18 protein-coding genes are annotated in these 20819 nt (G+C 60.7%); 15 read left to right on the forward strand and 3 right to left on the reverse strand.

Annotated features, from left to right (window positions below; all coding sequences use genetic code 11):
* Window positions 1-94: 94 nt before the first annotated feature.
* The 14 genes from JIO00_RS05690 (at window position 95) to JIO00_RS05755 (ending at window position 15746) form a co-directional block, all read left to right on the forward strand.
* A complete protein-coding gene (locus tag JIO00_RS05690) occupies window positions 95-1717 on the forward strand; it encodes a methyl-accepting chemotaxis protein (RefSeq protein ID WP_200667784.1) in 1623 nt (540 codons plus the stop codon).
* On the forward strand, window positions 1717-2253 hold the full coding sequence (locus JIO00_RS05695; RefSeq protein ID WP_200667786.1) for a chemotaxis protein CheW: 537 nt from the start codon (window positions 1717-1719) through the stop codon (window positions 2251-2253). The genes JIO00_RS05690 and JIO00_RS05695 overlap by 1 nt, the downstream gene beginning before the upstream one ends.
* Entirely contained in the window at window positions 2250-3509 is a 1260-nt protein-coding gene (locus JIO00_RS05700) for a CheR family methyltransferase (RefSeq protein WP_200667787.1), read from the forward strand. Before JIO00_RS05695 ends, JIO00_RS05700 begins: the two co-directional genes overlap by 4 nt.
* Complete coding sequence (locus JIO00_RS05705) at window positions 3506-4189, forward strand: chemotaxis protein CheW (RefSeq protein WP_010462930.1); 684 nt, start codon at window positions 3506-3508, stop codon at window positions 4187-4189. Before JIO00_RS05700 ends, JIO00_RS05705 begins: the two co-directional genes overlap by 4 nt.
* Window positions 4186-6480: a hybrid sensor histidine kinase/response regulator gene (locus tag JIO00_RS05710; protein WP_169856284.1), complete on the forward strand. Its 2295-nt coding sequence runs from the start codon at window positions 4186-4188 to the stop codon at window positions 6478-6480. The genes JIO00_RS05705 and JIO00_RS05710 overlap by 4 nt, the downstream gene beginning before the upstream one ends.
* The gene (locus JIO00_RS05715) at window positions 6477-7487 is read left to right on the forward strand and encodes a chemotaxis response regulator protein-glutamate methylesterase (RefSeq protein WP_200667788.1); all 1011 of its coding nucleotides are present in this window, start codon (window positions 6477-6479) and stop codon (window positions 7485-7487) included. Before JIO00_RS05710 ends, JIO00_RS05715 begins: the two co-directional genes overlap by 4 nt.
* Before the next feature lie 48 nt (window positions 7488-7535).
* On the forward strand, window positions 7536-8537 hold the full coding sequence (locus tag JIO00_RS05720) for a diguanylate cyclase domain-containing protein (protein WP_010462924.1): 1002 nt from the start codon (window positions 7536-7538) through the stop codon (window positions 8535-8537).
* A gap of 271 nt (window positions 8538-8808) precedes the next feature.
* Window positions 8809-9904 (forward strand): peptide chain release factor 2 gene (prfB, locus tag JIO00_RS05725; protein ID WP_102593528.1). Its coding sequence is split into 2 segments (ribosomal slippage): window positions 8809-8880 and window positions 8882-9904, totalling 1095 coding nucleotides; the frame shifts between segments, so codons are not numbered across the junction.
* 101 nt (window positions 9905-10005) lie between these two features.
* Window positions 10006-11508: a lysine--tRNA ligase gene (gene lysS / locus JIO00_RS05730; RefSeq protein WP_010462916.1), complete on the forward strand. Its 1503-nt coding sequence runs from the start codon at window positions 10006-10008 to the stop codon at window positions 11506-11508.
* A gap of 102 nt (window positions 11509-11610) precedes the next feature.
* Window positions 11611-12327, forward strand: a complete 717-nt coding sequence (locus tag JIO00_RS05735) for a TetR/AcrR family transcriptional regulator (protein WP_010462913.1) — start codon at window positions 11611-11613, stop codon at window positions 12325-12327.
* Window positions 12328-12484: 157 nt separating this feature from the next.
* Entirely contained in the window at window positions 12485-13045 is a 561-nt protein-coding gene (locus JIO00_RS05740; protein ID WP_010462911.1) for a hypothetical protein, read from the forward strand.
* Between the two features lie 36 nt (window positions 13046-13081).
* A complete protein-coding gene (locus JIO00_RS05745) occupies window positions 13082-14359 on the forward strand; it encodes a flavohemoglobin expression-modulating QEGLA motif protein (protein WP_200667789.1) in 1278 nt (425 codons plus the stop codon).
* 146 nt (window positions 14360-14505) lie between these two features.
* Window positions 14506-15420, forward strand: a complete 915-nt coding sequence (locus JIO00_RS05750; protein ID WP_154503267.1) for an alpha/beta hydrolase — start codon at window positions 14506-14508, stop codon at window positions 15418-15420.
* Window positions 15417-15746, forward strand: a complete 330-nt coding sequence (locus tag JIO00_RS05755) for a hypothetical protein (protein WP_010462905.1) — start codon at window positions 15417-15419, stop codon at window positions 15744-15746. Before JIO00_RS05750 ends, JIO00_RS05755 begins: the two co-directional genes overlap by 4 nt.
* A gap of 195 nt (window positions 15747-15941) precedes the next feature.
* Here the strand turns inward: JIO00_RS05755 and JIO00_RS05760 are convergent, their stop codons facing one another.
* From JIO00_RS05760 to JIO00_RS05770, 3 genes are all read right to left on the reverse strand, one after another.
* On the reverse strand, window positions 15942-16730 hold the full coding sequence (locus JIO00_RS05760) for an OmpA family protein (protein ID WP_172792322.1): 789 nt from the start codon (window positions 16728-16730) through the stop codon (window positions 15942-15944).
* 55 nt (window positions 16731-16785) lie between these two features.
* Complete coding sequence (locus tag JIO00_RS05765; RefSeq protein WP_010462902.1) at window positions 16786-17199, reverse strand: DUF4398 domain-containing protein; 414 nt, start codon at window positions 17197-17199, stop codon at window positions 16786-16788.
* A 376-nt stretch (window positions 17200-17575) separates the two neighbouring features.
* Window positions 17576-17920 carry a hypothetical protein gene (locus JIO00_RS05770; RefSeq protein WP_010462899.1) on the reverse strand — a complete coding sequence of 115 codons (345 nt, stop codon included), beginning with the start codon at window positions 17918-17920 and terminating at the stop codon, window positions 17576-17578.
* A gap of 214 nt (window positions 17921-18134) precedes the next feature.
* On the opposite strand from JIO00_RS05770, the gene ppc reads away from it, so the two are divergent.
* A complete protein-coding gene (gene ppc, locus JIO00_RS05775; RefSeq protein ID WP_077748312.1) occupies window positions 18135-20765 on the forward strand; it encodes a phosphoenolpyruvate carboxylase in 2631 nt (876 codons plus the stop codon).
* Window positions 20766-20819: the final 54 nt, after the last annotated feature.

Here is a 20819-nt window from a genome sequence, read left to right on the forward strand (position 1 = left end):
TTCATCGCGACGAAATAGAAGCATGACACCCGTCTTATAAATGAAACACCCTCAGCTATACTCCCCGGCATTTGAATCGCCCGAGGATTGACCCGTGAAGAACTGGACGTTGCGCCAACGCATCTTGGCGAGCTTTGCGGTGATTATCGCCATCATGTTGTTGATGGTGGTTGTCTCCTATTCGCGGCTCTTGAAGATTGAGGTCAGCGAAGCCAGTGTGCGTGAGGACGCGTTGCCCGGGTTGTATTACAGCTCGATGGTTCGCAGTGCCTGGGTCGACACGTACCTTCGAACCCAGGAGATGCTCGGTTTGAAAGAGGGGCAGGGTTTCAGCGCAGAAGAAGCCGACAGCTTCAAAAGCTTCGAAGCTCATCTGCAGGAGCAAATGAAGAACTACCAGGCCACCGTCACCACGGATGAAGACAAGGTCGAATACGCCGTTTTTGAAAAACTCCATGCCGATTACAACAAGGTCCTGGCCGCTGTGCTCGACTTGCACAAGCGCAATCAGGGAGCCGACGCGATCAAACTGTTCAACGAGCAACTGACCCCGGCCTGGACCGCAGGTCGCATGAAGCTCAATGACATCATCCGCGAAAACAAAGCGGTCGCCGACCAGAGCATCGCGGCCATTGATGACGCCGTGATCACCGCGAAAGTCATCATGGGCATTTCCCTGTTGGTCGCGGTATTGGCCGCCGGCCTCTGCGGTTTGCTGTTGATGCGCGCGATCATGGCGCCGATGAACCGGATTGTGCAGATCCTCGAAATCATGCGCACTGGTGATCTCAGCGGCCGTCTGAACCTGGAACGCAAAGACGAATTCGGGGCCGTGGAAACCGGCTTCAACGACATGATGACCGAGCTGACGTCGCTCGTGTCCCAGGCCCAACGCTCTTCCGTCCAGGTCACCACGTCGGTGACCGAAATCGCCGCCACCTCCAAGCAACAACAGGCCACCGCCACCGAAACCGCCGCCACCACCACCGAAATCGGCGCGACGTCCCGCGAAATCGCGGCCACCTCTCGTGATCTGGTGCGCACCATGACCGAAGTCTCTACCGCCGCCGACCAGGCCTCGGTCGCGGCCGGGTCCGGGCAGCAAGGCCTGGCGCGCATGGAGGAGACCATGCACTCGGTGATGGGCGCGGCCGATCTGGTCAACGCCAAACTGGCGATCCTCAACGAGAAGGCCGGCAACATTAACCAGGTGGTGGTAACCATCGTCAAAGTCGCCGATCAGACTAATCTGCTGTCTCTGAATGCCGCGATCGAAGCCGAAAAGGCGGGTGAATACGGGCGCGGGTTTGCCGTGGTCGCCACCGAAGTGCGGCGTCTGGCGGACCAGACCGCCGTGGCCACGTATGACATCGAGCAAATGGTCCGTGAAATCCAGTCGGCGGTGTCGGCCGGGGTCATGGGCATGGACAAGTTCTCCGAAGAAGTGCGGCGCGGCATGTCTGAAGTGCAACAGGTCGGCGAGCAGTTGTCGCAGATCATCCACCAGGTCCAGGCGCTGGCGCCGCGGGTGTTGATGGTCAACGAAGGCATGCAGGCGCAGGCCACCGGCGCCGAACAGATCAACCACGCGCTGGTGCAGTTGGGTGATGCCAGCAGCCAGACCGTCGAGTCCCTGCGCCAGGCCAGTTTCGCCATTGACGAGCTGAGCCAGGTGGCCGTGGGGCTGCGGGGCGGCGTCTCGCGATTCAAAGTCTGATGAGCGAACTCGCGGCCAAACACAGCACGGTGATGCCGGCCAGACAGGCGTTGTTTCTGCTGTTTCGCATCGGCAACGAACGTTATGCCTTGCAGGCGCGCGAGGTGGCCGAGGTGCTGCCGCGTCTGCCATTGAAGCCGATTGCCAAGGCGCCTGACTGGGTCGCCGGGGTGTTTGCCTATCGCGGCGCGGTGGTGCCGGTGATCGACCTCAGCGCGCTGACCTTTGGCGAACCGGCGCAATCGCGCACCAGCACACGGCTGGTGCTGGTGCACTATTGGCCGGACGAGCAGACGCCTTCTCAGTTGCTCGGACTGATTCTTGAGCAGGCCACCGACACCTTGCGTTGCAATCCGGCGGACTTTAAGCCCTATGGCCTGGACAATCGCCAGGCGCCGTACCTGGGGCCGGTCCGTGAAGATGCCCAAGGCTTGCTGCAATGGGTGCGGGTGGCCGATCTGCTCGATGAACAGGTACGCGCGCTGCTGTTTCCTTCGCCACCGCTGGCCCCGGCGCTGCTTGAGGACGGGCCATGAGCAGTGATCAGCGGTTCTTCGATTTCCTCAAGGAACGCATCGGCCTCGACGTGACGTCGGTGGGGCCGGCAATCATCGAGCGCGCGGTGCGCCAGCGCAGCACCGCCTCCAGGGTGCTGACGGCCGATGAGTATTGGCACACATTGCAAGGTTCGCAGGACGAACAGCAGGCGTTGATCGAAGCGGTGATCGTTCCCGAGACCTGGTTCTTCCGCTACCCGGAATCCTTCGCAACCCTGGCGAAACTGGCCGTCCAGCGTTTAGCCGACATCAATTACATGCGCGCGCTGCGGATTCTCAGTCTGCCGTGCTCCACGGGCGAGGAGCCGTACTCCATCGCCATGGCCTTGCTCGATGCCGGACTCAAGCCGCATCAGTTCAAGGTCGAAGGCATGGACGTCAGCCCGCTGTCGGTGGAAAAAGCCAAGCGTGCGCTGTACGGCAAGAATTCGTTTCGTGGCCAGGACATCGAATTTCGCGAGCGACATTTCAGCGCCGAAGAAGACGGCTACCGCCTCAACGAGCGAGTGCTTGAACAGGTGCGTTTGCAAGTCGGCAATCTGCTGGATCCGGCGCTGCTGGCCAGCGAGCCACCCTATGATTTTGTGTTCTGCCGCAACCTGCTGATCTATTTCGATCTGCCTACCCAGCAACAAGTCTTCGAAGTGCTCAAGCGCCTGACCCATGTCGACGGCGTGCTGTTTATCGGCCCGGCCGAAGGCAGTTTGCTCGGTCGATTTGGCATGCGCTCGATTGGCATCCCGCAGTCGTTTGCCTTCAGTCGTCAGAGCGCGCCCGAGCCTCTGCCAGTCTTTGTTCCGACACCGCTGCCAGTGCGTCAGCCGGTGCGTAGCGTGACTCCGCCGCCCGTGCGCCATCGTCCGTTCGCAACGCTCACACCGCCGGCCGTCACGCCAAAAGCTTCGGACGCTGCCGCCTTGCTGGCCAACATCGCTGCCCTCGCCAACGAAGGCAAAAGTGCCGAAGCTCGCGCCGCCTGTGAGGGTTATTTGCGCAGCCACGAGCCTGTGGCCCAGGTGTTTTATTGGCTGGGGTTACTCAGCGATGTCGCTGGCCGAGCCCTCGAAGCCCAGGGATTTTATCGCAAGGCCCTGTACCTCGAACCGCAACATCCCGACGCGTTGATGCATCTGGCAGCCTTGCTGCAATCCCAGGGCGACACGGCGGGTGCGAAAAGATTGCAGGACCGCGCCGCCCGCAGCGAACGCGCCGCCGACAGTGAGCGTAAACGATGAACGCCTCCGACACTTTGAACCTCACCCATAAAGATGCCCAGGCCATCGATGACTGCTGGAACCGCATCGGAATCCACGGCGACAAGTCCTGCCCGCTGCTGATCGAACACATTCACTGCCGCAACTGCGCGGTGTATTCCGCCGCGGCCACGCGCTTGCTCGACCGCTACGCCTTGCAACAGGACGATCGCGAGCAGGTCTCGGTGGCGGTGGAAATCGACGTGAAAACCCGCTCGCTGCTGATGTTTCGACTTGGCGAAGAATGGCTGGGCCTGGCCACTCGCAGCCTGGTCGAAGTGGCACCGCTGCAAGCGATTCATTCGTTGCCGCACCAGCGCTCTCGGGCCTTGCTCGGCGTGGCGAATGTGCGCGGTGCGTTGGTGGCGTGCCTGTCACTGGTGGAACTGCTCGGTCTCGATGGCACTGCCAGCGTGACGTCAGGCGCGCGCGTGATGCCGAGGATGCTGATCATCGCCGCCCACGGCGGACCAGTGGTGGTGCCGGTGGACGAAGTGGACGGGATTCACGCCATCGACGAACGCATTCTCGAGGCCGCCTCGCAGTCCGGCACCCAAGCCAGCGCCAGATACACCCGGGGCGTGTTGCAATTCAAGGGTCGCAGCCTGCGTTGGCTGGATGAAGAACAGCTATTGTCCGCCGTGACCCGGAGCCTCACATGACCCCCGAGCAACTGCGCGACGCCTCGTTACTGGAGCTGTTCAGCCTCGAAGCCGAAGCTCAGACCCAGGTGCTGAGCGCAGGTCTTCTGGCGCTGGAACGCGATCCGACCCAGGCCGATCACCTCGAATCGTGCATGCGCGCGGCTCACTCGCTCAAAGGCGCGGCGCGGATTGTCGGGGTTGATGCCGGCGTCAGCGTCGCCCATGTGATGGAAGATTGCCTGGTCAGCGCGCAGGAAGGGCGCCTGTACCTGCGGCCCGAGCACATTGACGCCTTGCTGCAAGGCACTGATTTGCTGATGCGCATTGCGACGCCGAGTAACAATCCCGAATCGGCGGATATCGAGGCCTATGTGGCACTGATGGCGCGGTTGCTGGATCCAAATGCGCTCGCCGCGCCGATCAGCACGCCGATCGCCCCGTTTATGACCGAGTCCGAGCCGGAGCCTGAAGCACTCGCGCCCAAAGTCGAGGAACTGATTCCGGTCGCCGAACCGCCACCCGTCGAACCGCCGAGAAAGCTCCGGCGCACCACTGAAAATGGCGAACGCGTGTTGCGCGTCACGGCCGAACGCCTGAACAGCCTGCTCGATCTGTCGAGCAAGTCCCTGGTGGAAACCCAGCGACTCAAGCCGCACCTGGCCACGATGCAGCGCCTCAAGCGCATGCAGAACAATGGCCTGCGGGCGCTGGAAAACCTCAACGTCCACCTCAAGGAACATGCCTTGAGCCTTGAAGCTCAGGAGGCCCTGGGCGATGCCCGGCGGCTGCTGGCCGAAGCGCAGCAATTGCTGGTGGAAAAAAACGCCGAACTGGACGAGTTTGCCTGGCAGGCCAGTCAGCGGGCGCAGGTCTTGTACGACACTGCGCTGGCCTGTCGCATGCGGCCGTTTGCCGACGTGTTGAGCGGGCAAGTGCGCATGGTCCGCGACCTCGGTCGCAGCCTCGGTAAACAGGTGCGGCTGGAGATCGAGGGCGAGAAAACCCAGGTCGATCGCGACGTCCTGGAAAAGCTCGAAGCGCCGCTGACGCATTTGCTGCGCAACGCTGTCGATCACGGCATCGAATCCCCCGAGCAGCGTTTGCTCGCCGGCAAGCCTGAAGAAGGGCTGATTCGTCTGCGCGCCTCTCATCAAGCCGGTCTGCTGGTGCTGGAATTGAGCGATGACGGTCACGGCGTCGATCTGGAAAAGGTCCGTCGCAGCATCATCGAACGGCAGCTATCCCCCGCTGAAACCGCTGCCCAGTTGAGTGAAGAAGAGCTGTTGACCTTCTTGTTTCTGCCGGGTTTCAGCCTGCGCGACCGGGTCACCGAAGTGTCCGGTCGCGGTGTCGGCCTGGACGCGGTTCAGCACATGGTCCGTCAGTTACGCGGCGCGGTGGTGCTGGAGCAGACCGCAGGCGAGGGCAGCCGCTTTCATCTCGAAGTGCCGCTGACGCTGTCGGTGGTGCGCAGTCTGGTGGTGGAAGTCGGTGACGAGGCGTATGCGTTCCCGCTGGCGCACATCGAGCGCATGTGCGACCTGGAGCCGGCGGACATTGTTCAGGTCGAAGGGCGTCAGCACTTCTGGCACGAAGGCCGGCATGTCGGGCTGGTCGCTGCCAGTCAGTTGTTGCAGCGTCCGACGGGTGCGAGCAGTCAGCAAACCCTGAAAGTCGTGGTGATCCGCGAGCGCGAGGCGATTTACGGGGTGGCGGTCGAGCGGTTTATCGGCGAGCGGACATTGGTCGTATTGCCGCTGGACGAACGTCTGGGCAAGGTGCAGGACATTTCCGCCGGGGCCTTGCTCGACGACGGGTCGGTCGTGCTGATCGTCGACGTCGAAGACATGCTGCGCTCGGTGGACAAACTGCTCAACACCGGGCGTCTGGAGCGGATTGCCCGTCAGGGCAGCCAGGCCGTCGAAGCGGCCCGCAAACGGATTCTGGTGGTCGACGATTCGTTGACCGTTCGCGAGTTGCAGCGCAAGTTGCTGCTCAATCGCGGCTACGACGTGGCCGTAGCGATCGACGGTATGGATGGCTGGAACGCCCTGCGTTCGGAGGATTTCGATCTGCTGATCACCGACATTGATATGCCGCGCATGGACGGCATCGAACTGGTGTCTTTACTGCGCCAGGATAATCGCCTGCAATCGCTGCCGGTTATGGTGGTGTCCTATAAAGACCGCGAAGAAGACCGTCGTCGTGGACTGGACGCCGGAGCCGACTATTATCTAGCCAAAGCCAGTTTTCATGACGACGCCCTGCTTGATGCAGTGGTTGAGCTCATCGGAGGAGCGCGGGCATGAAAATAGCGATCGTCAACGACATGCCCATGGCGGTTGAGGCCCTGCGCCGCGCCCTGGCATTCGAACCGGCGCATGAAGTGGTCTGGGTCGCCGGCAATGGCGCGGAGGCGGTGCAGCGTTGCGCCGAAAATACCCCGGACCTGATCCTGATGGACCTGATCATGCCGGTGATGGACGGCGTCGAGGCCACCCGGCGGATCATGGCCGACACTCCCTGCGCCATCGTCATTGTCACGGTTGACCGTCAGCAGAACGTGCACCGGGTGTTCGAGGCCATGGGCCACGGTGCGCTGGACGTGGTCGACACCCCGGCCCTCGGTGCCGGCAATGCCCAGGAGGCAGCGGCGCCGTTGTTGCGCAAGATCATGAACATCGGCTGGCTGATTGGTGACAAGGGCAATCGTGAGCGATCGGCCCCCAGCCCGCTGCGTAGCTCGGCCTCGCGCCAGCGCCTGATTGCGATCGGCTCGTCGGCAGGCGGACCAGCAGCGCTGGAAGTCTTGCTGAAAGGGCTGCCACGGGATTTTTCGGCCGCGATCGTGCTGGTGCAACATGTTGACCAGGTGTTCGCCGCCGGCATGGCCGAATGGCTCAGCAGCGCCAGCGGCCTGAAGGTGCGCCTGGCTCAGGAAGGCGAGCCTCCTTTGGCCGGCACAGTGTTGCTGGCGGGCACCAACCACCATATTCGCTTGCTGAAAAACGGCACGCTGGCCTATACCGCCGAACCGGTCAACGAGATCTATCGGCCCTCGATCGACGTGTTTTTCGAGAGCGTGGCCAGTTACTGGAATGGCGATGCCGTGGGCGTATTGCTCGCCGGCATGGGACGCGACGGCGCGCAGGGGCTTAAACTCATGCGCCAACAGGGCTACCTGACCATCGCGCAGGACCAACAAAGCAGTGCGGTTTACGGAATGCCGAAAGCGGCAGCGGCCATCGACGCCGCCGTGGAAGTTCGCCCACTGGACAAGATAGCGCCACGATTGCTGGAGATTTTCCCAAAATGAAGACTTTTCGCAGCAATCCTGGCCCAAGCAGTATTCAGGTGACCGCACATGACTGACCTACAGCTCGACGACTTCAAGACCGACGAAAACGCCGCCATGGTGTTGCTGGTGGACGATCAGGCGATGATCGGCGAGGCGGTGCGTCGCGGGTTGTCGAATGAAGACAATATCGACTTCCACTTCTGCGCCGATCCACACCAGGCCATTGCGCAGGCGATCCGCATCAAGCCAACGGTGATCCTGCAGGATCTGGTGATGCCCGGGCTGGACGGCCTGAGCCTGGTACGTGAGTACCGTAATCATCCGGCGACCAAGAACATTCCGATCATTGTCCTGTCGACCAAGGAAGACCCGCTGATCAAGAGCGCGGCGTTCGCGGCCGGGGCCAATGATTACCTGGTCAAGCTGCCGGACAACATCGAGCTGGTGGCGCGAATTCGCTACCACTCGCGGTCCTACATGACGCTGTTGCAGCGCGATGCGGCCTACCGCGCGTTGCGGGTCAGCCAGCAGCAGTTGCTCGACACCAACCTGGTGTTGCAGCGGTTGATGAACTCCGACGGCTTGACCGGGCTCTCGAACCGTCGGCACTTCGACGAATACCTGGAGCTGGAATGGCGCCGCTCCCTGCGTGATCAGAGCCAGCTGTCGCTGCTGATGATCGATGTCGACTACTTCAAGTCCTACAACGACAGCTTTGGCCACCTCGAAGGCGATGAAGCCCTGCGTAAAGTCGCGACCGCGATTCGCGACGCGAGCGCCCGGCCCTCGGACCTGCCAGCCCGTTACGGCGGGGAAGAGTTCGCCTTGGTGTTGCCCAACACCACGCCGGGCGGGGCGCGGCTGGTGGCGGAAAAACTCCGCCTCACCGTGGAAGCGCTGAAGATTCCGCACATTGTCCCCAGCGAAGGCTCTGGCCTGACCATCAGCATCGGCCTGTCGACCATGATCCCGCAGCCGGGCAGCGATTGCCGGCAACTGATCTCGGCGGCGGACAAGGGGCTTTACCTGGCGAAGAACAATGGGCGCAATCAGGTGGGCATCGAGTAGCGGACGACCGAAATTGCGAATATTGATCTCTTGGATGGCAAATACCCCCAGTGGCGAGGGCGCTTGCCCCGCTGGGCCACGAAGCGGCCCCTCTTCTGCGCAAAAAGAAGGGGACTGCTGCGCAGTACAATGGGAGCACGCTGCCTCGCCACAGATTACTCGGCGTCCGCTTTAATCATTCGCCCCTAAAGCCGCCAGGCGGGCTGCCGTGACAGCTTGATTACGTTATACTCGCCGGCTTTCAAAAGTTCGCCAACGAGTGCTGCCCGCCATGGAAATCAACCCGATCCTTAACAGTATCAAGGACCTGTCCGAGCGCTCCGAAACTATTCGGGGGTATCTTTGACTACGATCAAAAGCATGAGCGTCTGACTGAAGTCAATCGCGAGCTTGAAGATCCGGCTGTCTGGAACAACCCGTCGTACGCTCAGGAACTGGGCCGCGAGCGGTCGCTGCTGGCTCAGATCGTCGAAACTCTCGACGAAATGCACAGCGGTCTGGCCGATGCCAAAGATTTGCTGCTGATGTCCGCCGAAGAAGAAGACCAGGCCGCCGTCGATGACGTCGCTGCCGAAGTCGAGCGCCTGCGCGAGTCGCTGGAAAAACTCGAATTCCGTCGCATGTTCAGCGGTGAGATGGACGCCAACAACGCCTACCTGGACATCCAGGCCGGCTCCGGTGGCACCGAGGCCCAGGACTGGGCCAACATCCTGCTGCGCATGTACCTGCGCTGGGCTGACAAACGCGGTTTCGACGCGACCATCATGGAACTGTCGGCCGGTGAAGTCGCCGGGATCAAGGGCGCCACGGTCCACATCAAGGGCGAATACGCCTTTGGCTGGCTGCGCACCGAGATCGGCGTGCACCGTCTGGTGCGCAAGAGCCCGTTCGACTCCGGCAACCGCCGCCACACCTCGTTCTCGGCCGTGTTCGTGTCGCCGGAAATCGATGACAACATCGAAATCGACATCAACCCGTCGGACCTGCGCATCGACACCTACCGCTCCTCCGGTGCCGGTGGTCAGCACGTAAACACCACCGACTCGGCCGTACGTATCACCCACGTACCGACGAACACCGTGGTCAGCTGCCAGAACGAACGCTCCCAGCACGCCAACAAAGACACCGCGATGAAAATGTTGCGGGCGCGCTTGTACGAGCAGGAAGTGCAGAAACGCAACGCCGCCTCCCAGGCCCTGGAAGACACCAAGTCGGACATCGGCTGGGGTCACCAGATTCGCTCTTACGTGCTCGATGCGTCGCGAATCAAGGATTTGCGCACTAACATCGAACGCAGTGACTGCGACAAGGTGCTCGACGGCGATATCGACGAATACCTGGTGGCCAGCTTGAAACAAGGGCTTTAACGCACGCCCTGCGGGGGTCAATACGACCCTGTAGGAGCGAGGCTTGCCCGCGAACCCCGGCGAATGCCGGGGGCAACGAACCTGATGGAATATTTAAAGACATGAGCGACCTACAACTCGACCCGCAAGCCCTGCAACAGGAAGAAAACTCCCTGATCGCCCTGCGCAAGGAAAAGCTTGCTGCCGAGCGCGCCAAGGGCAATGCCTTCCCCAACGACTTCCGCCGCGACAACTACTGTGAAGACTTGCAGAAACAGTACGCGGACAAGACCAAGGAAGAGCTGGCAGAGGCTGCAATCCCGGTCAAGGTTGCCGGTCGCATCATGCTCAACCGCGGCTCGTTCATGGTGATCCAGGACATGACCGGGCGCATCCAGGTCTACGTCAACCGTAAGACCCTGTCCGAAGACACCTTGGCCGCGGTGAAGACCTGGGACATGGGCGACATCATCGCAGCCGTTGGTACCCTGGCCCGTTCCGGCAAGGGCGACCTGTACGTTGAAATGACCGAAGTGCGCCTGCTGACCAAGTCGCTGCGCCCGCTGCCGGACAAGCACCACGGCCTGACCGACACCGAGCAGCGCTACCGTCAGCGTTACGTTGACCTGATCGTCAACGAAGAGGTACGCCAGACCTTCCGCGTTCGTTCCCAAGTGATCGCGCACATCCGCAGCTTCCTGATGAAGCGTGACTTCCTCGAAGTCGAAACGCCGATGCTGCAAACCATCCCGGGTGGCGCAGCAGCCAAGCCGTTCGAGACGCACCACAACGCGCTGGACCTGGAAATGTTCCTGCGTATCGCGCCTGAGCTGTACCTCAAGCGCCTGGTGGTTGGCGGTTTCGAGAAAGTGTTCGAGATCAACCGCAACTTCCGTAACGAAGGCGTTTCGACGCGTCACAACCCTGAATTCACCATGTTGGAGTTCTACCAGGCGTACGCCGACTACGAAGACAACATGGACCTGACCGAAGAACTGTTCCGCGAACTCGCGCAGCTGGTCCTGGGCAGCACCGACGTGCCGTATGGCGACAAAGTGTTCCACTTCGGCGAACCGTTCGTGCGTCTGTCGGTGTTCGACTCGATCCTCAAGTACAACCCCGAGCTGACCGCTGACGACCTGACGGACATCGAGAAGGCTCGCGCCATCGCCAAGAAAGCCGGCGCCAAGGTGCTGGGCTTCGAAGGTCTGGGCAAGTTGCAGGTGATGATTTTCGAAGAACTGGTCGAGCACAAGCTGGAGCAGCCGCACTTCATCACTCAGTACCCGTTCGAAGTGTCGCCGCTGGCCCGTCGTAACGACGACAACCCAAGCGTCACCGACCGTTTTGAACTGTTCATCGGCGGCCGTGAAATCGCCAACGCCTACTCCGAGTTGAACGACGCGGAAGACCAGGCCGAGCGCTTCATGGCGCAGGTGGCCGACAAGGACGCGGGCGACGACGAAGCCATGCACTACGACGCCGACTTCGTTCGCGCGCTGGAGTACGGCATGCCGCCAACGGCTGGTGAAGGGATCGGTATCGATCGTCTGGTGATGTTGTTGACCAACTCACCGTCGATCCGCGACGTGATCTTGTTCCCGCACATGCGGCCACAAGCGTAAGTGTTTCAATAAAAAAGCCGCCTATAACAGGCGGCTTTTTATTGCCTGTCTGGTACAAACGTATCAAATGGTTACTTTTGAAGTAAGAGAGGAATACCTGTCGTGAACCGTGCAATTGCTCAAGAAGGTGCAGCGGGCGTCGCCACTGCGGTCGCTGAAAGCGTTCAGTACCAGGGCCGCAAGGCCAGCCGACAGGGCAGCGAGCAGCGTCGACAGGACATTCTCGATGCGGCGATGCGCATTGTCGTGCGCGATGGCGTGCGGGCCGTGCGTCACCGAGCGGTAGCGGCCGAGGCCGGTGTGCCGCTGTCGGCCACCACTTATTACTTCAAGGATATCGATGACTTGCTCACCGATACCTTCGCCCAATACGTGGAACGCAGCGCCGCGTTCATGGCCAAGTTGTGGATCAATAACGAGGGCCTGCTGCGCGAGATGGTGGTCAGCGGCGACGGCAGCCCCGAGTCGCGCTCGCAGCTGGCGGACGACATTGCGCGGTTGATGTCGGACTACGTTCACCGGCAGCTGATCAACCGTCGGGAGCACTTGATGGCCGAACAGGCGTTCCGCCAGGAAGCGCTGCTGAACCCGCGCCTTGCTGAGCTGGTACGTTCACATCAGCAGATTCTGCTCCAGGGCACATGCCAGCTTTTCCAGGTATTGGGTTCGCGCGAACCACAACAGGATGCCAAAGTGTTGACGGCGATTATCGGACGGATGGAATATCAGGGCCTGCTCAACGACGCCGAGCCTGTCGCCGAAGCCGAAATGCTCGGCATCCTGACCCGCTACATGCATTTGGTATTGGCGTCGGTGTAATTCCTGCGGGGCACTCGACCCTGTAGGAGCGAGGCTTGCCCGCGAAGGCGGTATAACATTCAACCTATGTGTTGACTGACACAACGCCTTCGCGGGCAAAACTCGCTCCTGCAAGGTCGGTGACCATTCGGGGCTGTGTGTTCATAGGGAGTGTTGAATGAAAGCCTGGCGTGTCGTTGTGATCGCCTTGTCGTTCCTGCTGCTCAGTGGCTGTCTGGTGACCTTCAGGGACCCACTGCCCGCCAGCGACCCCGCGCCCAAAGGTCTGCTCGGCAAATGGACCAGCACCAACGCCTGGGGCGAGCCGATGAACCTGGAGCTGACCCGTCTGGGCGACAGTCGTTACCAGGCGGTCAGCTACCTCAAGGCCAAACCCAAAGAGCGCGAGGCCTACCCCTTTACGGTGTCGCGCCACGGCAGCCGCTGGTACCTGTCGGCGAAGGTGCCGGCGCAGTTCGGCGGGCATTTCATCATCGCCGGGTTTGAACTGACCGATAAGCACGAATTGGTGGTCTACAACCTCGATCTCGAACAGATCAATCAAGCCCTCGGACAAAAAGTCCTGAGCGGTGAAGGTTTCCAGACCGATGATGGCGACGGCGTATTGATCAATAGCAGCATGGATCAGGTCTTTGCCTACCTGGATGACCCGGCCAATTCCGATGTCTTCGTCGAGGCCGTGCGCTATCAGCGCCTGGCCAAAGCCAACGTTAAATAAAGCCAGCACCTAACGGTTTTTCTACAGGAGTTTCGGGTGGACGATTACCAGCAGACGATACGCATTTTGTCCGATCGCATTGTGCTGGCGCAGACGCCGATTCGCGTCCTCGATGCGGTCAAGTGGGACGACAGCATCCGCAAGGGGTTCCTCAAGGCCAAGGGCAAGGAAATGCCCGCTGTAGATCGCGATTATTACCTCAATCGGCCGCTGTCGTTCGATTCCAGCAAAGTGAAGCTGGAGTTCCAGAACATCGAGCGTGACATCACCCGTCAGCTCGGCCAGTTCAACCCGGTCGGCCAAATCATGCGGCGCATGTGCAAGGAATACCGGATGGTGTTGCGCATGCTCGAAGCGCGCGGCACCGAAGATTTCGGCCTGATTTCCCAGGAGTTGTACGGCGCTGCGTCCGACGCGTTCCATGCCGGTGACCCGACCCTGTCCGACCTCGGCCTGATGCTCTCCGATTACCTGAACAACATCGATGGCCGGGGTGACCTGAAGGACGAGCCGAAAATCCTCACCGCCAAGGATGCCGTGCATTTGTTGCAAACCCGGCTGAGCAAAGTGTTTGGCGAGGCCGAAGAAACCATTCGGGTGTTCGAGTCCGACGGCATTGTCGCCGATGCGGCGGCCGGCGCCGACTACATCAAGATTCGCACCGACGCGATGTTCAACGAACGTGACGTGCGCGCCCTGGAAGTTCATGAAGGGCTGGTCCACGTCGGCACCACGCTCAACGGGCTGAACCAGCCGATCTGCACCTTCCTGTCCAAAGGCCCGCCGTCGTCGACGGTGACCCAGGAAGGGCTGGCGATCCTGATGGAAATCATCACCTTCGCGTCCTACCCGAGCCGCCTGCGCAAACTGACCAACCGCACCCGGGCCATTCACATGGTAGAGGAGGGCGCGGACTTCTTGCAGGTCTTCGAATTCTTCCGCGAGCAAGGCTTCGAAATGGCCGAAAGCTACGGAAATGCCAGCCGGGTGTTCCGTGGTTCGATACCGACCGGCCTGCCCTTTACCAAAGACTTGTCCTACCTCAAGGGCTTTATCATGGTTTACAACTACATTCAGTTGGCCGTGCGTAAGGGCAAGCTTGAACAGATTCCGCTGCTGTTTTGCGGCAAGACCACGCTGGAAGACATGCGTACCTTGCGTCAGTTGGTGGACGAAGGGCTGGTGGTGCCGCCGAAGTATTTGCCGGATCAGTTCCGCGACCTGAACGCACTGTCGGCGTGGATGTGCTTCTCCAACTTCCTCAACCACCTGAGCCTGGACCGGATAGAAGCGGATTACTCCAACATTCTCTAACGATTACGAAATCCCCTGTGGGAGTGAGCCTGCTCGCGATAGCGGCCGAACATTCAACATTGATGTTCTGACACACCGCCTTCGCGAGCAGGCTCACTCCTACAGGGGAATGTGTTTCAACTCCAATTCTTGCGAGGTTTCAACGGATGAGAATCCTCGGCATCCTTTGCCTTCTCCTGACCCTGAGCGGTTGCAGCTCCCTGCTGTTCTACCCTGAGCCGGGCCAACTGTTCACCCCGGAAAAAGCCAAGCTCGACTACCGCGAAGTGACCCTGACCACCGCCGATGGCCTCAGGCTGAACGCCTGGTGGCTGCCGGCGAAAAAAGGTGTCGAGGTCAAGGGCACGGTGCTGCATCTGCACGGCAATGGCGGCAATCTGCCGATGCATCTGGGCGGCAGTTGGTGGTTGCCGGAGGAAGGCTATCAAGTGCTGTTGATCGATTATCGCGGTTACGGGTTGTCCGAAGGCGAACCGAGTCTGCCGGCGATATATCAGGACATCGACGCCGCGTTCAAGTGGCTCGACCAGGCACCGGAAGTCAAAGGCAAACCGTTGATCCTGCTGGGCCAGAGCCTCGGCGGTTCCATGGCGGTTCACTACCTGGTCCAACATCCCGAACGGCAGAAACAACTCAAGGCTTTCGTCCTCGACGGCGTGCCCGCCAGTTATCGCAGCATCGGCCGGTTCGCCCTGAGCAATTCCTGGCTGACCTGGGCGTTCCAGGTGCCGCTCTCGTGGCTGGTGCCGGACGGTGACAGCGCGATTAACTCCATGGCGCAGCTCAACGACGTACCGAAACTGATCTACCACAGCATCGACGATCCGATCGTGCCCCTTTCCAACGGCATCCGTCTGTATCAAGCTGCGCCGCCGCCACGCGTGCTGCAATTGACCCGCGGTGGTCATGTGCAGACATTTGCCGACCCGGTCTGGCGCAAGGTCATGCTGCGGTATCTCGACGACCCGCAGCATTTCAACGGCCTGCGCCGCTTGGGTGAAATCCCCAACTACCCGGCACCCCCGAATTCAGAAGATGAACCATCAGAGAGTCCGCAATGAGTGAAGAACGTAACGCCATCCCGCTGATCATCACCGGTATCTGCAGCATCCTCGGCACGGTGGGTGCCCTGTGGTTCTACGGCTACCTGCACTTCGCCAAACCGGAAGATGCGCTGCTGCTCAGCGACTTCACCATGATCAAGACCGTGCCGGGAGAGGACTACAAAGTCTCCCTGGAGCCTGCCTCGCAAGTGGCCCAGTGCATCGATGGCGTGCTGGTGATGTTTGACACTGAACAGAAAGGCCTGACGGGCGTCTTGGTCAACAACAAGAAAAAAGCCGTGCGCTGCATGGGCGAAGAAACTCCGCAGAAGCTGGAGCAGTAACCCGGTCCTGCATTCACTGAAGATCCTTGTAGGAGTGAGCCTGCTCGCGATAGCGGTTTAGCATTCAACACTTCTGTTGTCTGACACACCGCTATCGCGAGCAGGCTCACTCCTAAAAGGGGTGTGTGAACTGCGGACGTAAAAAGCCCCGCCTGATCGACTCAGGCGGGGCTTTTGTGTTTCAGCGGGTGAAGCTTAGTTCGAGCTGATCGCCGAACGCGGCATCACGGGCTGGTTGTCGTTGGAAATGGTCACTTCCACACGACGGTTCATCGCACGACCCGAGGTGCTGGTGTTTTCCGCAACCGGGTATTCCTTGCCATAACCCTGCGCAACGACGCGCGCTGGATCAACGCCCATCTTCACCAGCGCCATGCGCACGGAACCGGCACGACGCTCGGACAGCGACTGGTTATGCGAAGCCGTACCGGTGCTGTCGGTGTAGCCTTCGACGATCACTTTGCGATCAGGGTTTTCCTGAAGGAACTGCGCCAGTTTGTTGATGTTCACCAGACCGCTGGATTTCAGGTCGGCACGGTCGGTGGCGAACAGCACGTCACCGAAAGTCACCAGCGTACCGCGATCGGTCTGCTTGGCGTTGAGGCTGTCTTGCAGCTGCTTGATCTGCTGATCTCGAGCGTCGAGGCGGGCCTGGGCACGTTGCGCTGAAGCATTTTTCAGGTTGGCTTCAGCGGTGCGCAGGGCGATGGTTTGCTTCGCCACTTCAACACGCTGATTGGTCAGGTAAGCCAGTTGGTCGACCTCGTTCGGGTCTTTCTTGTCCATATAGGCCTTGTCGGCCTTGTCCAGGTAATCGCTGGCGTCTTTGGTTTCCAGTGCCGCCACTTTGCTGGCTTGCGGGTTGGCTTGCAGGCCGCTGTAGTTGGTGCGTGCCTGTTCCAGGTTCGCGTTAGGCGGTGTGGAGCAGGCAGCCAGTGCAACGCTTGCGGCCAGGAGAGCGGGGATCATCAATTGTGTACGCATAATAATTCGTCCTTTCTATCGATAAGAGCTTCAAGTCTGGTGTCGGGATGCGCGCTTACTGCACGGTGCGCTGGCTTTCCTGACGCAGTTCCTGAACCCCTTTCTGAGAGTCCTTCACAGCTTGTTCGGCTTTCATCGCCTGAGCTTTGCGTTCGGCTACGCGAGCGTCCCACTCAGCCTGCTCGGCCAGCACTTTGGCCTCGGCATACTTTTTGTCGTGCATGGCGATTTCGGCTTGCTTGAGCTTGTCCTGCGCGGACTTCATTTCCACGGCGGCGAACTCGGTGCCGCCGGCGCTGACGGCGCCATTCACAGCCGATTGGGTCACGGCGAATTGCTCGGTCGGCGGATTGCCAGCACAACCGGCCAGTACGAAGCTGCTGCCGATTGCCAGGGCAGCCAGTTTCAGACTGCGCAGGTGGGTGAACGAGGATTTGGCAGTTCGGGTCTTCATGGTCTTCAACTCCATTGGTGTAACTCCTGAAAAACTTAAAATCCATGCTGGGCAAGGAGCCGTAACCGTCAATTTCCGGGGGTGTTTTGAAACGGCCGTCCCAGGCGTGGTTAATGGCTGTGACCCGAGGGGTTTTTCAAAAGTTCAGAGAAGATGGCCTATCGCCCGAAAATACTTTGACCGAACGGACAAGGCTCTAAATCGGGAACTTTGGCGATGTGCAGCGGTATGCCCGACCTTTTCAAGGCTCGGGAACACGCAATTATCGAAGGGATACGCAGGCTAAATGTGGGAGCGAGCCTGCTCGCTAGCGGTGTATCAGCCAACAGAAACGTTGAATGTTCAACCACATTCGCGAGCAGGCTCGCTCCCACAGGGTTCGGCGGGGGGATCAGTGTTTCTGCTTGTCATCGCTCGATGACAAATCGTGCAAATGACGCCGTGACAACGCGAGAAAACGCGGTGTCGGGCCGATGTCTTCGTACAGCGGATCACCTTCTTCATCGGTGGCGACCACGGTCGATCCCTTCACGTATGGAAAGCTCTTTTCGAGCTCTTCCAGCGCGGCGCCGATCAGTTCGCCAAGCAGTTCTTCGGGTTGGCGTTTGGGATACATCTCGGTAATCGCCGCCAGCCGTGCGGCCGCTTCCATGTCCAGATGAATCCTGTAACCGGTGTCGGTCAGGCGACCCTTGGCGTTTTCTTCCCAATGCTGGGCAAGTTCGCGGATTTTCATAAAAACCTCATTTCGCTCCTGCTCGTGGCAGGCGTGTGAGTGTCCGCCAGTGGCCGGCGGCAAGCCGTTGTACGGCTTACTCTTCAGACTAGCTCGAACCCATAAGGTTTACCGCCCCTTCGTCGTCTGCTTGTAAGAAGCGCTTTAGAGCGGCACTCTCTGTGGTCAGAGCATGGCATTCATAGACACCCGGATTTTCGCTGGAGAACTGCTGATGACCGATATTGATGCACGCTTGCGCGAGGACGTTCACCTGTTGGGTGAGCTGTTGGGCAACACCATTCGTGAACAGTACGGGGACGGCTTTCTCGACAAGATCGAGCAGATCCGCAAGGGCGCCAAAGCCGACCGTCGCGGTTCGATGGACGCCGAGCTGAGCGCCAGCCTCAACCAATTGAGCGAAGACGAGTTGTTGCCGGTGGCGCGGGCGTTCAACCAGTTTCTCAACCTGGCCAATATCGCCGAGCAGTATCAGCTGATTCACCGCCGGGAAGAGTCGCAACCGGCGCCGTTTGAAGCACGGGTGTTGCCGGAACTGCTCGCGCGCCTGCGTGCCGAGGGGCATAGCGCCGAATCCCTGGCCCGGCAACTGGGACGGCTGGAAATCGAGCTGGTCCTCACCGCGCACCCGACCGAAGTGGCGCGCCGCACGCTGATCCAGAAGTACGACGCCATCGCCGCGCAACTGGCCGCTCAGGATCATCGCGACCTGACGACAGCCGAACGCGAGCAGATCCAGGCGAAGTTGCAGCGCCTGATCGCCGAAGCCTGGCACACCGAAGAAATCCGCCGCACCCGCCCGACGCCAGTCGACGAAGCCAAATGGGGTTTCGCGGTGATCGAGCATTCGTTGTGGCAGGCGATCCCCAACTACATGCGCAAGGCCGATAAAGCCCTGCACGCCGCCACCGGCCTGCATCTGCCGCTGGAAAGCGCGCCGATTCGCTTTGCCTCGTGGATGGGCGGCGACCGTGACGGCAACCCGAACGTGACGGCCGCCGTGACCCGTGAGGTGTTGCTGCTGGCGCGCTGGATGGCTGCGGATTTGTACGTGCGCGACATCGATCACCTCGCCGCTGAACTGTCGATGCAACAGGCCAGCGATGCACTGAAAGCCAAGGCAGGGGACAGCGCCGAACCTTATCGCGCGGTGCTTAAGCAGTTGCGTGAACGTCTGCGGGCCACGCGTAATTGGGCGCATGCCTCTTTGACGGCCACCACCCCGGCACCGGCCGATGTGCTGCAAAACAACCGCGACCTGCTGGATCCGCTGGAGTTGTGTTACCACTCCTTGCACGAGTGCGGCATGGGCGTGATCGCTGACGGTCCATTGCTCGATTGCCTGCGTCGGGCGGTGACCTTCGGGCTGTTCCTGGTGCGGCTCGATGTGCGCCAGGATTCGTCCCGTCACACGGCGGCGATGACTGAAATTACCGACTACCTCGGCCTCGGTCGCTACGAAGACTGGAGCGAGGAAGAGCGCATCGCCTTCCTGGTGCGTGAGCAGAACAATCGGCGGCCGTTGCTGCCAGCGTACTTCAAGCCGTCGGCCGACACCGCCGAAGTGCTGGCGACGTGCCGGGAAATTGCTGCCGCCCCGGGGGCCTCGCTCGGCTCTTATGTGATCTCCATGGCCGGTGCCGCTTCCGACGTGCTCGCCGTGCAACTGTTGCTCAAAGAGTCCGGCGTATTGCGGCCGATGCGTGTGGTGCCGCTGTTCGAAACCCTCGCCGACCTCGACAACGCCGGCCCTGTGATTGAAAAGCTGTTGCTGCTGCCGGGCTATCGCTCGCGCCTGCAAGGGCCGCAGGAAGTGATGATCGGCTATTCCGACTCGGCCAAGGACGCAGGCACCACCGCCGCGGCCTGGGCGCAGTATCGGGCGCAGGAGCGTTTGGTCGACATCTGCCGCGAGCAGCAAGTCGAGCTGCTGTTGTTCCACGGTCGCGGCGGCACCGTGGGGCGCGGTGGTGGTCCGGCGCACGCGGCGATTCTGTCGCAGCCGCCCGGTTCAGTGGCGGGACGTTTCCGCACCACCGAGCAGGGGGAAATGATTCGTTTCAAATTCGGCCTGCCGGACATCGCAGAGCAGAACCTCAATCTGTACTTGGCGGCGGTGCTGGAAGCGACACTGTTGCCACCGCCGCCACCGGAACCGGCGTGGCGCCATTTGATGGACGAATTGGCCGCTGACGGCGTCAAGGCTTACCGCGCCGTGGTGCGGGAAAATCCGCAGTTCGTCGAGTACTTCCGCCAATCCACCCCGGAGCAGGAGTTGGGTCGCTTGCCGTTGGGCAGCCGCCCGGCCAAGCGCCGCGCCGGCGGGATTGAAAGCCTGCGCGCCATTCCATGGATCTTCGGCTGGACCCAGACGCGCCTGATGTTGCCGGCCTGGCTCGGCTGGGAAGCGGCGCTGAGCAAGGCGCTGGAACGTGGCGAGGGCGAGCTGCTGGGGCAGATGCGCGAACAGTGGCCTTTTTTCCGCACGCGCATCGACATGCTGGAAATGGTCCTGGCCAAAGCCGATGCCGACATCGCCCGATCCTACGATGAGCGTCTGGTCGAGCCTGATTTGCTCCCTTTGGGTGCGCATTTACGCGACCTATTGTCGCAGGCGTGCGCTGTGGTCCTCGGGTTGACCGGTCAGTCTCAGCTACTGGCACATAGCCCAGACACCCTCGAATTCATCCGCTTGCGCAACACCTATCTCGACCCGCTTCATCTATTGCAGGCCGAACTGTTGGCGCGTTCGCGGCAACAGGAAGTGGCGCAGGGCAGCCCGGTAGAACAGGCGCTGCTGGTGTCTGTGGCGGGGATTGCTGCCGGTTTGCGAAATACCGGCTAAGGTTTTCGTCGTGGGGGGAAGGCACCCGGCGCGAGCTTCGGGTGCCAGTGGACA

The organism is Pseudomonas sp. SW-3, assembly GCF_016615645.1.
In the GTDB taxonomy this organism is placed as follows: domain Bacteria; phylum Pseudomonadota; class Gammaproteobacteria; order Pseudomonadales; family Pseudomonadaceae; genus Aquipseudomonas; species Aquipseudomonas mandelii.

Coding starts and splice junctions, on each gene's coding strand:
- JIO00_RS05705 (WP_010462930.1), top strand. CDS start 3,506: ATGAACGCCTCCGACACTTTGAACCTCACCCATAAAGATGCCCAGGCC.
- lysS (WP_010462916.1), top strand. CDS start 10,006: ATGAGCGACCTACAACTCGACCCGCAAGCCCTGCAACAGGAAGAAAAC.
- JIO00_RS05740 (WP_010462911.1), top strand. CDS start 12,485: ATGAAAGCCTGGCGTGTCGTTGTGATCGCCTTGTCGTTCCTGCTGCTC.
- ppc (WP_077748312.1), top strand. CDS start 18,135: ATGACCGATATTGATGCACGCTTGCGCGAGGACGTTCACCTGTTGGGT.
- JIO00_RS05765 (WP_010462902.1), bottom strand. CDS start 17,199: ATGGAGTTGAAGACCATGAAGACCCGAACTGCCAAATCCTCGTTCACC.
- JIO00_RS05700 (WP_200667787.1), top strand. CDS start 2,250: ATGAGCAGTGATCAGCGGTTCTTCGATTTCCTCAAGGAACGCATCGGC.
- JIO00_RS05695 (WP_200667786.1), top strand. CDS start 1,717: ATGAGCGAACTCGCGGCCAAACACAGCACGGTGATGCCGGCCAGACAG.
- JIO00_RS05750 (WP_154503267.1), top strand. CDS start 14,506: ATGAGAATCCTCGGCATCCTTTGCCTTCTCCTGACCCTGAGCGGTTGC.
- JIO00_RS05715 (WP_200667788.1), top strand. CDS start 6,477: ATGAAAATAGCGATCGTCAACGACATGCCCATGGCGGTTGAGGCCCTG.
- JIO00_RS05710 (WP_169856284.1), top strand. CDS start 4,186: ATGACCCCCGAGCAACTGCGCGACGCCTCGTTACTGGAGCTGTTCAGC.
- JIO00_RS05770 (WP_010462899.1), bottom strand. CDS start 17,920: ATGAAAATCCGCGAACTTGCCCAGCATTGGGAAGAAAACGCCAAGGGT.
- JIO00_RS05760 (WP_172792322.1), bottom strand. CDS start 16,730: ATGCGTACACAATTGATGATCCCCGCTCTCCTGGCCGCAAGCGTTGCA.
- JIO00_RS05755 (WP_010462905.1), top strand. CDS start 15,417: ATGAGTGAAGAACGTAACGCCATCCCGCTGATCATCACCGGTATCTGC.
- JIO00_RS05720 (WP_010462924.1), top strand. CDS start 7,536: ATGACTGACCTACAGCTCGACGACTTCAAGACCGACGAAAACGCCGCC.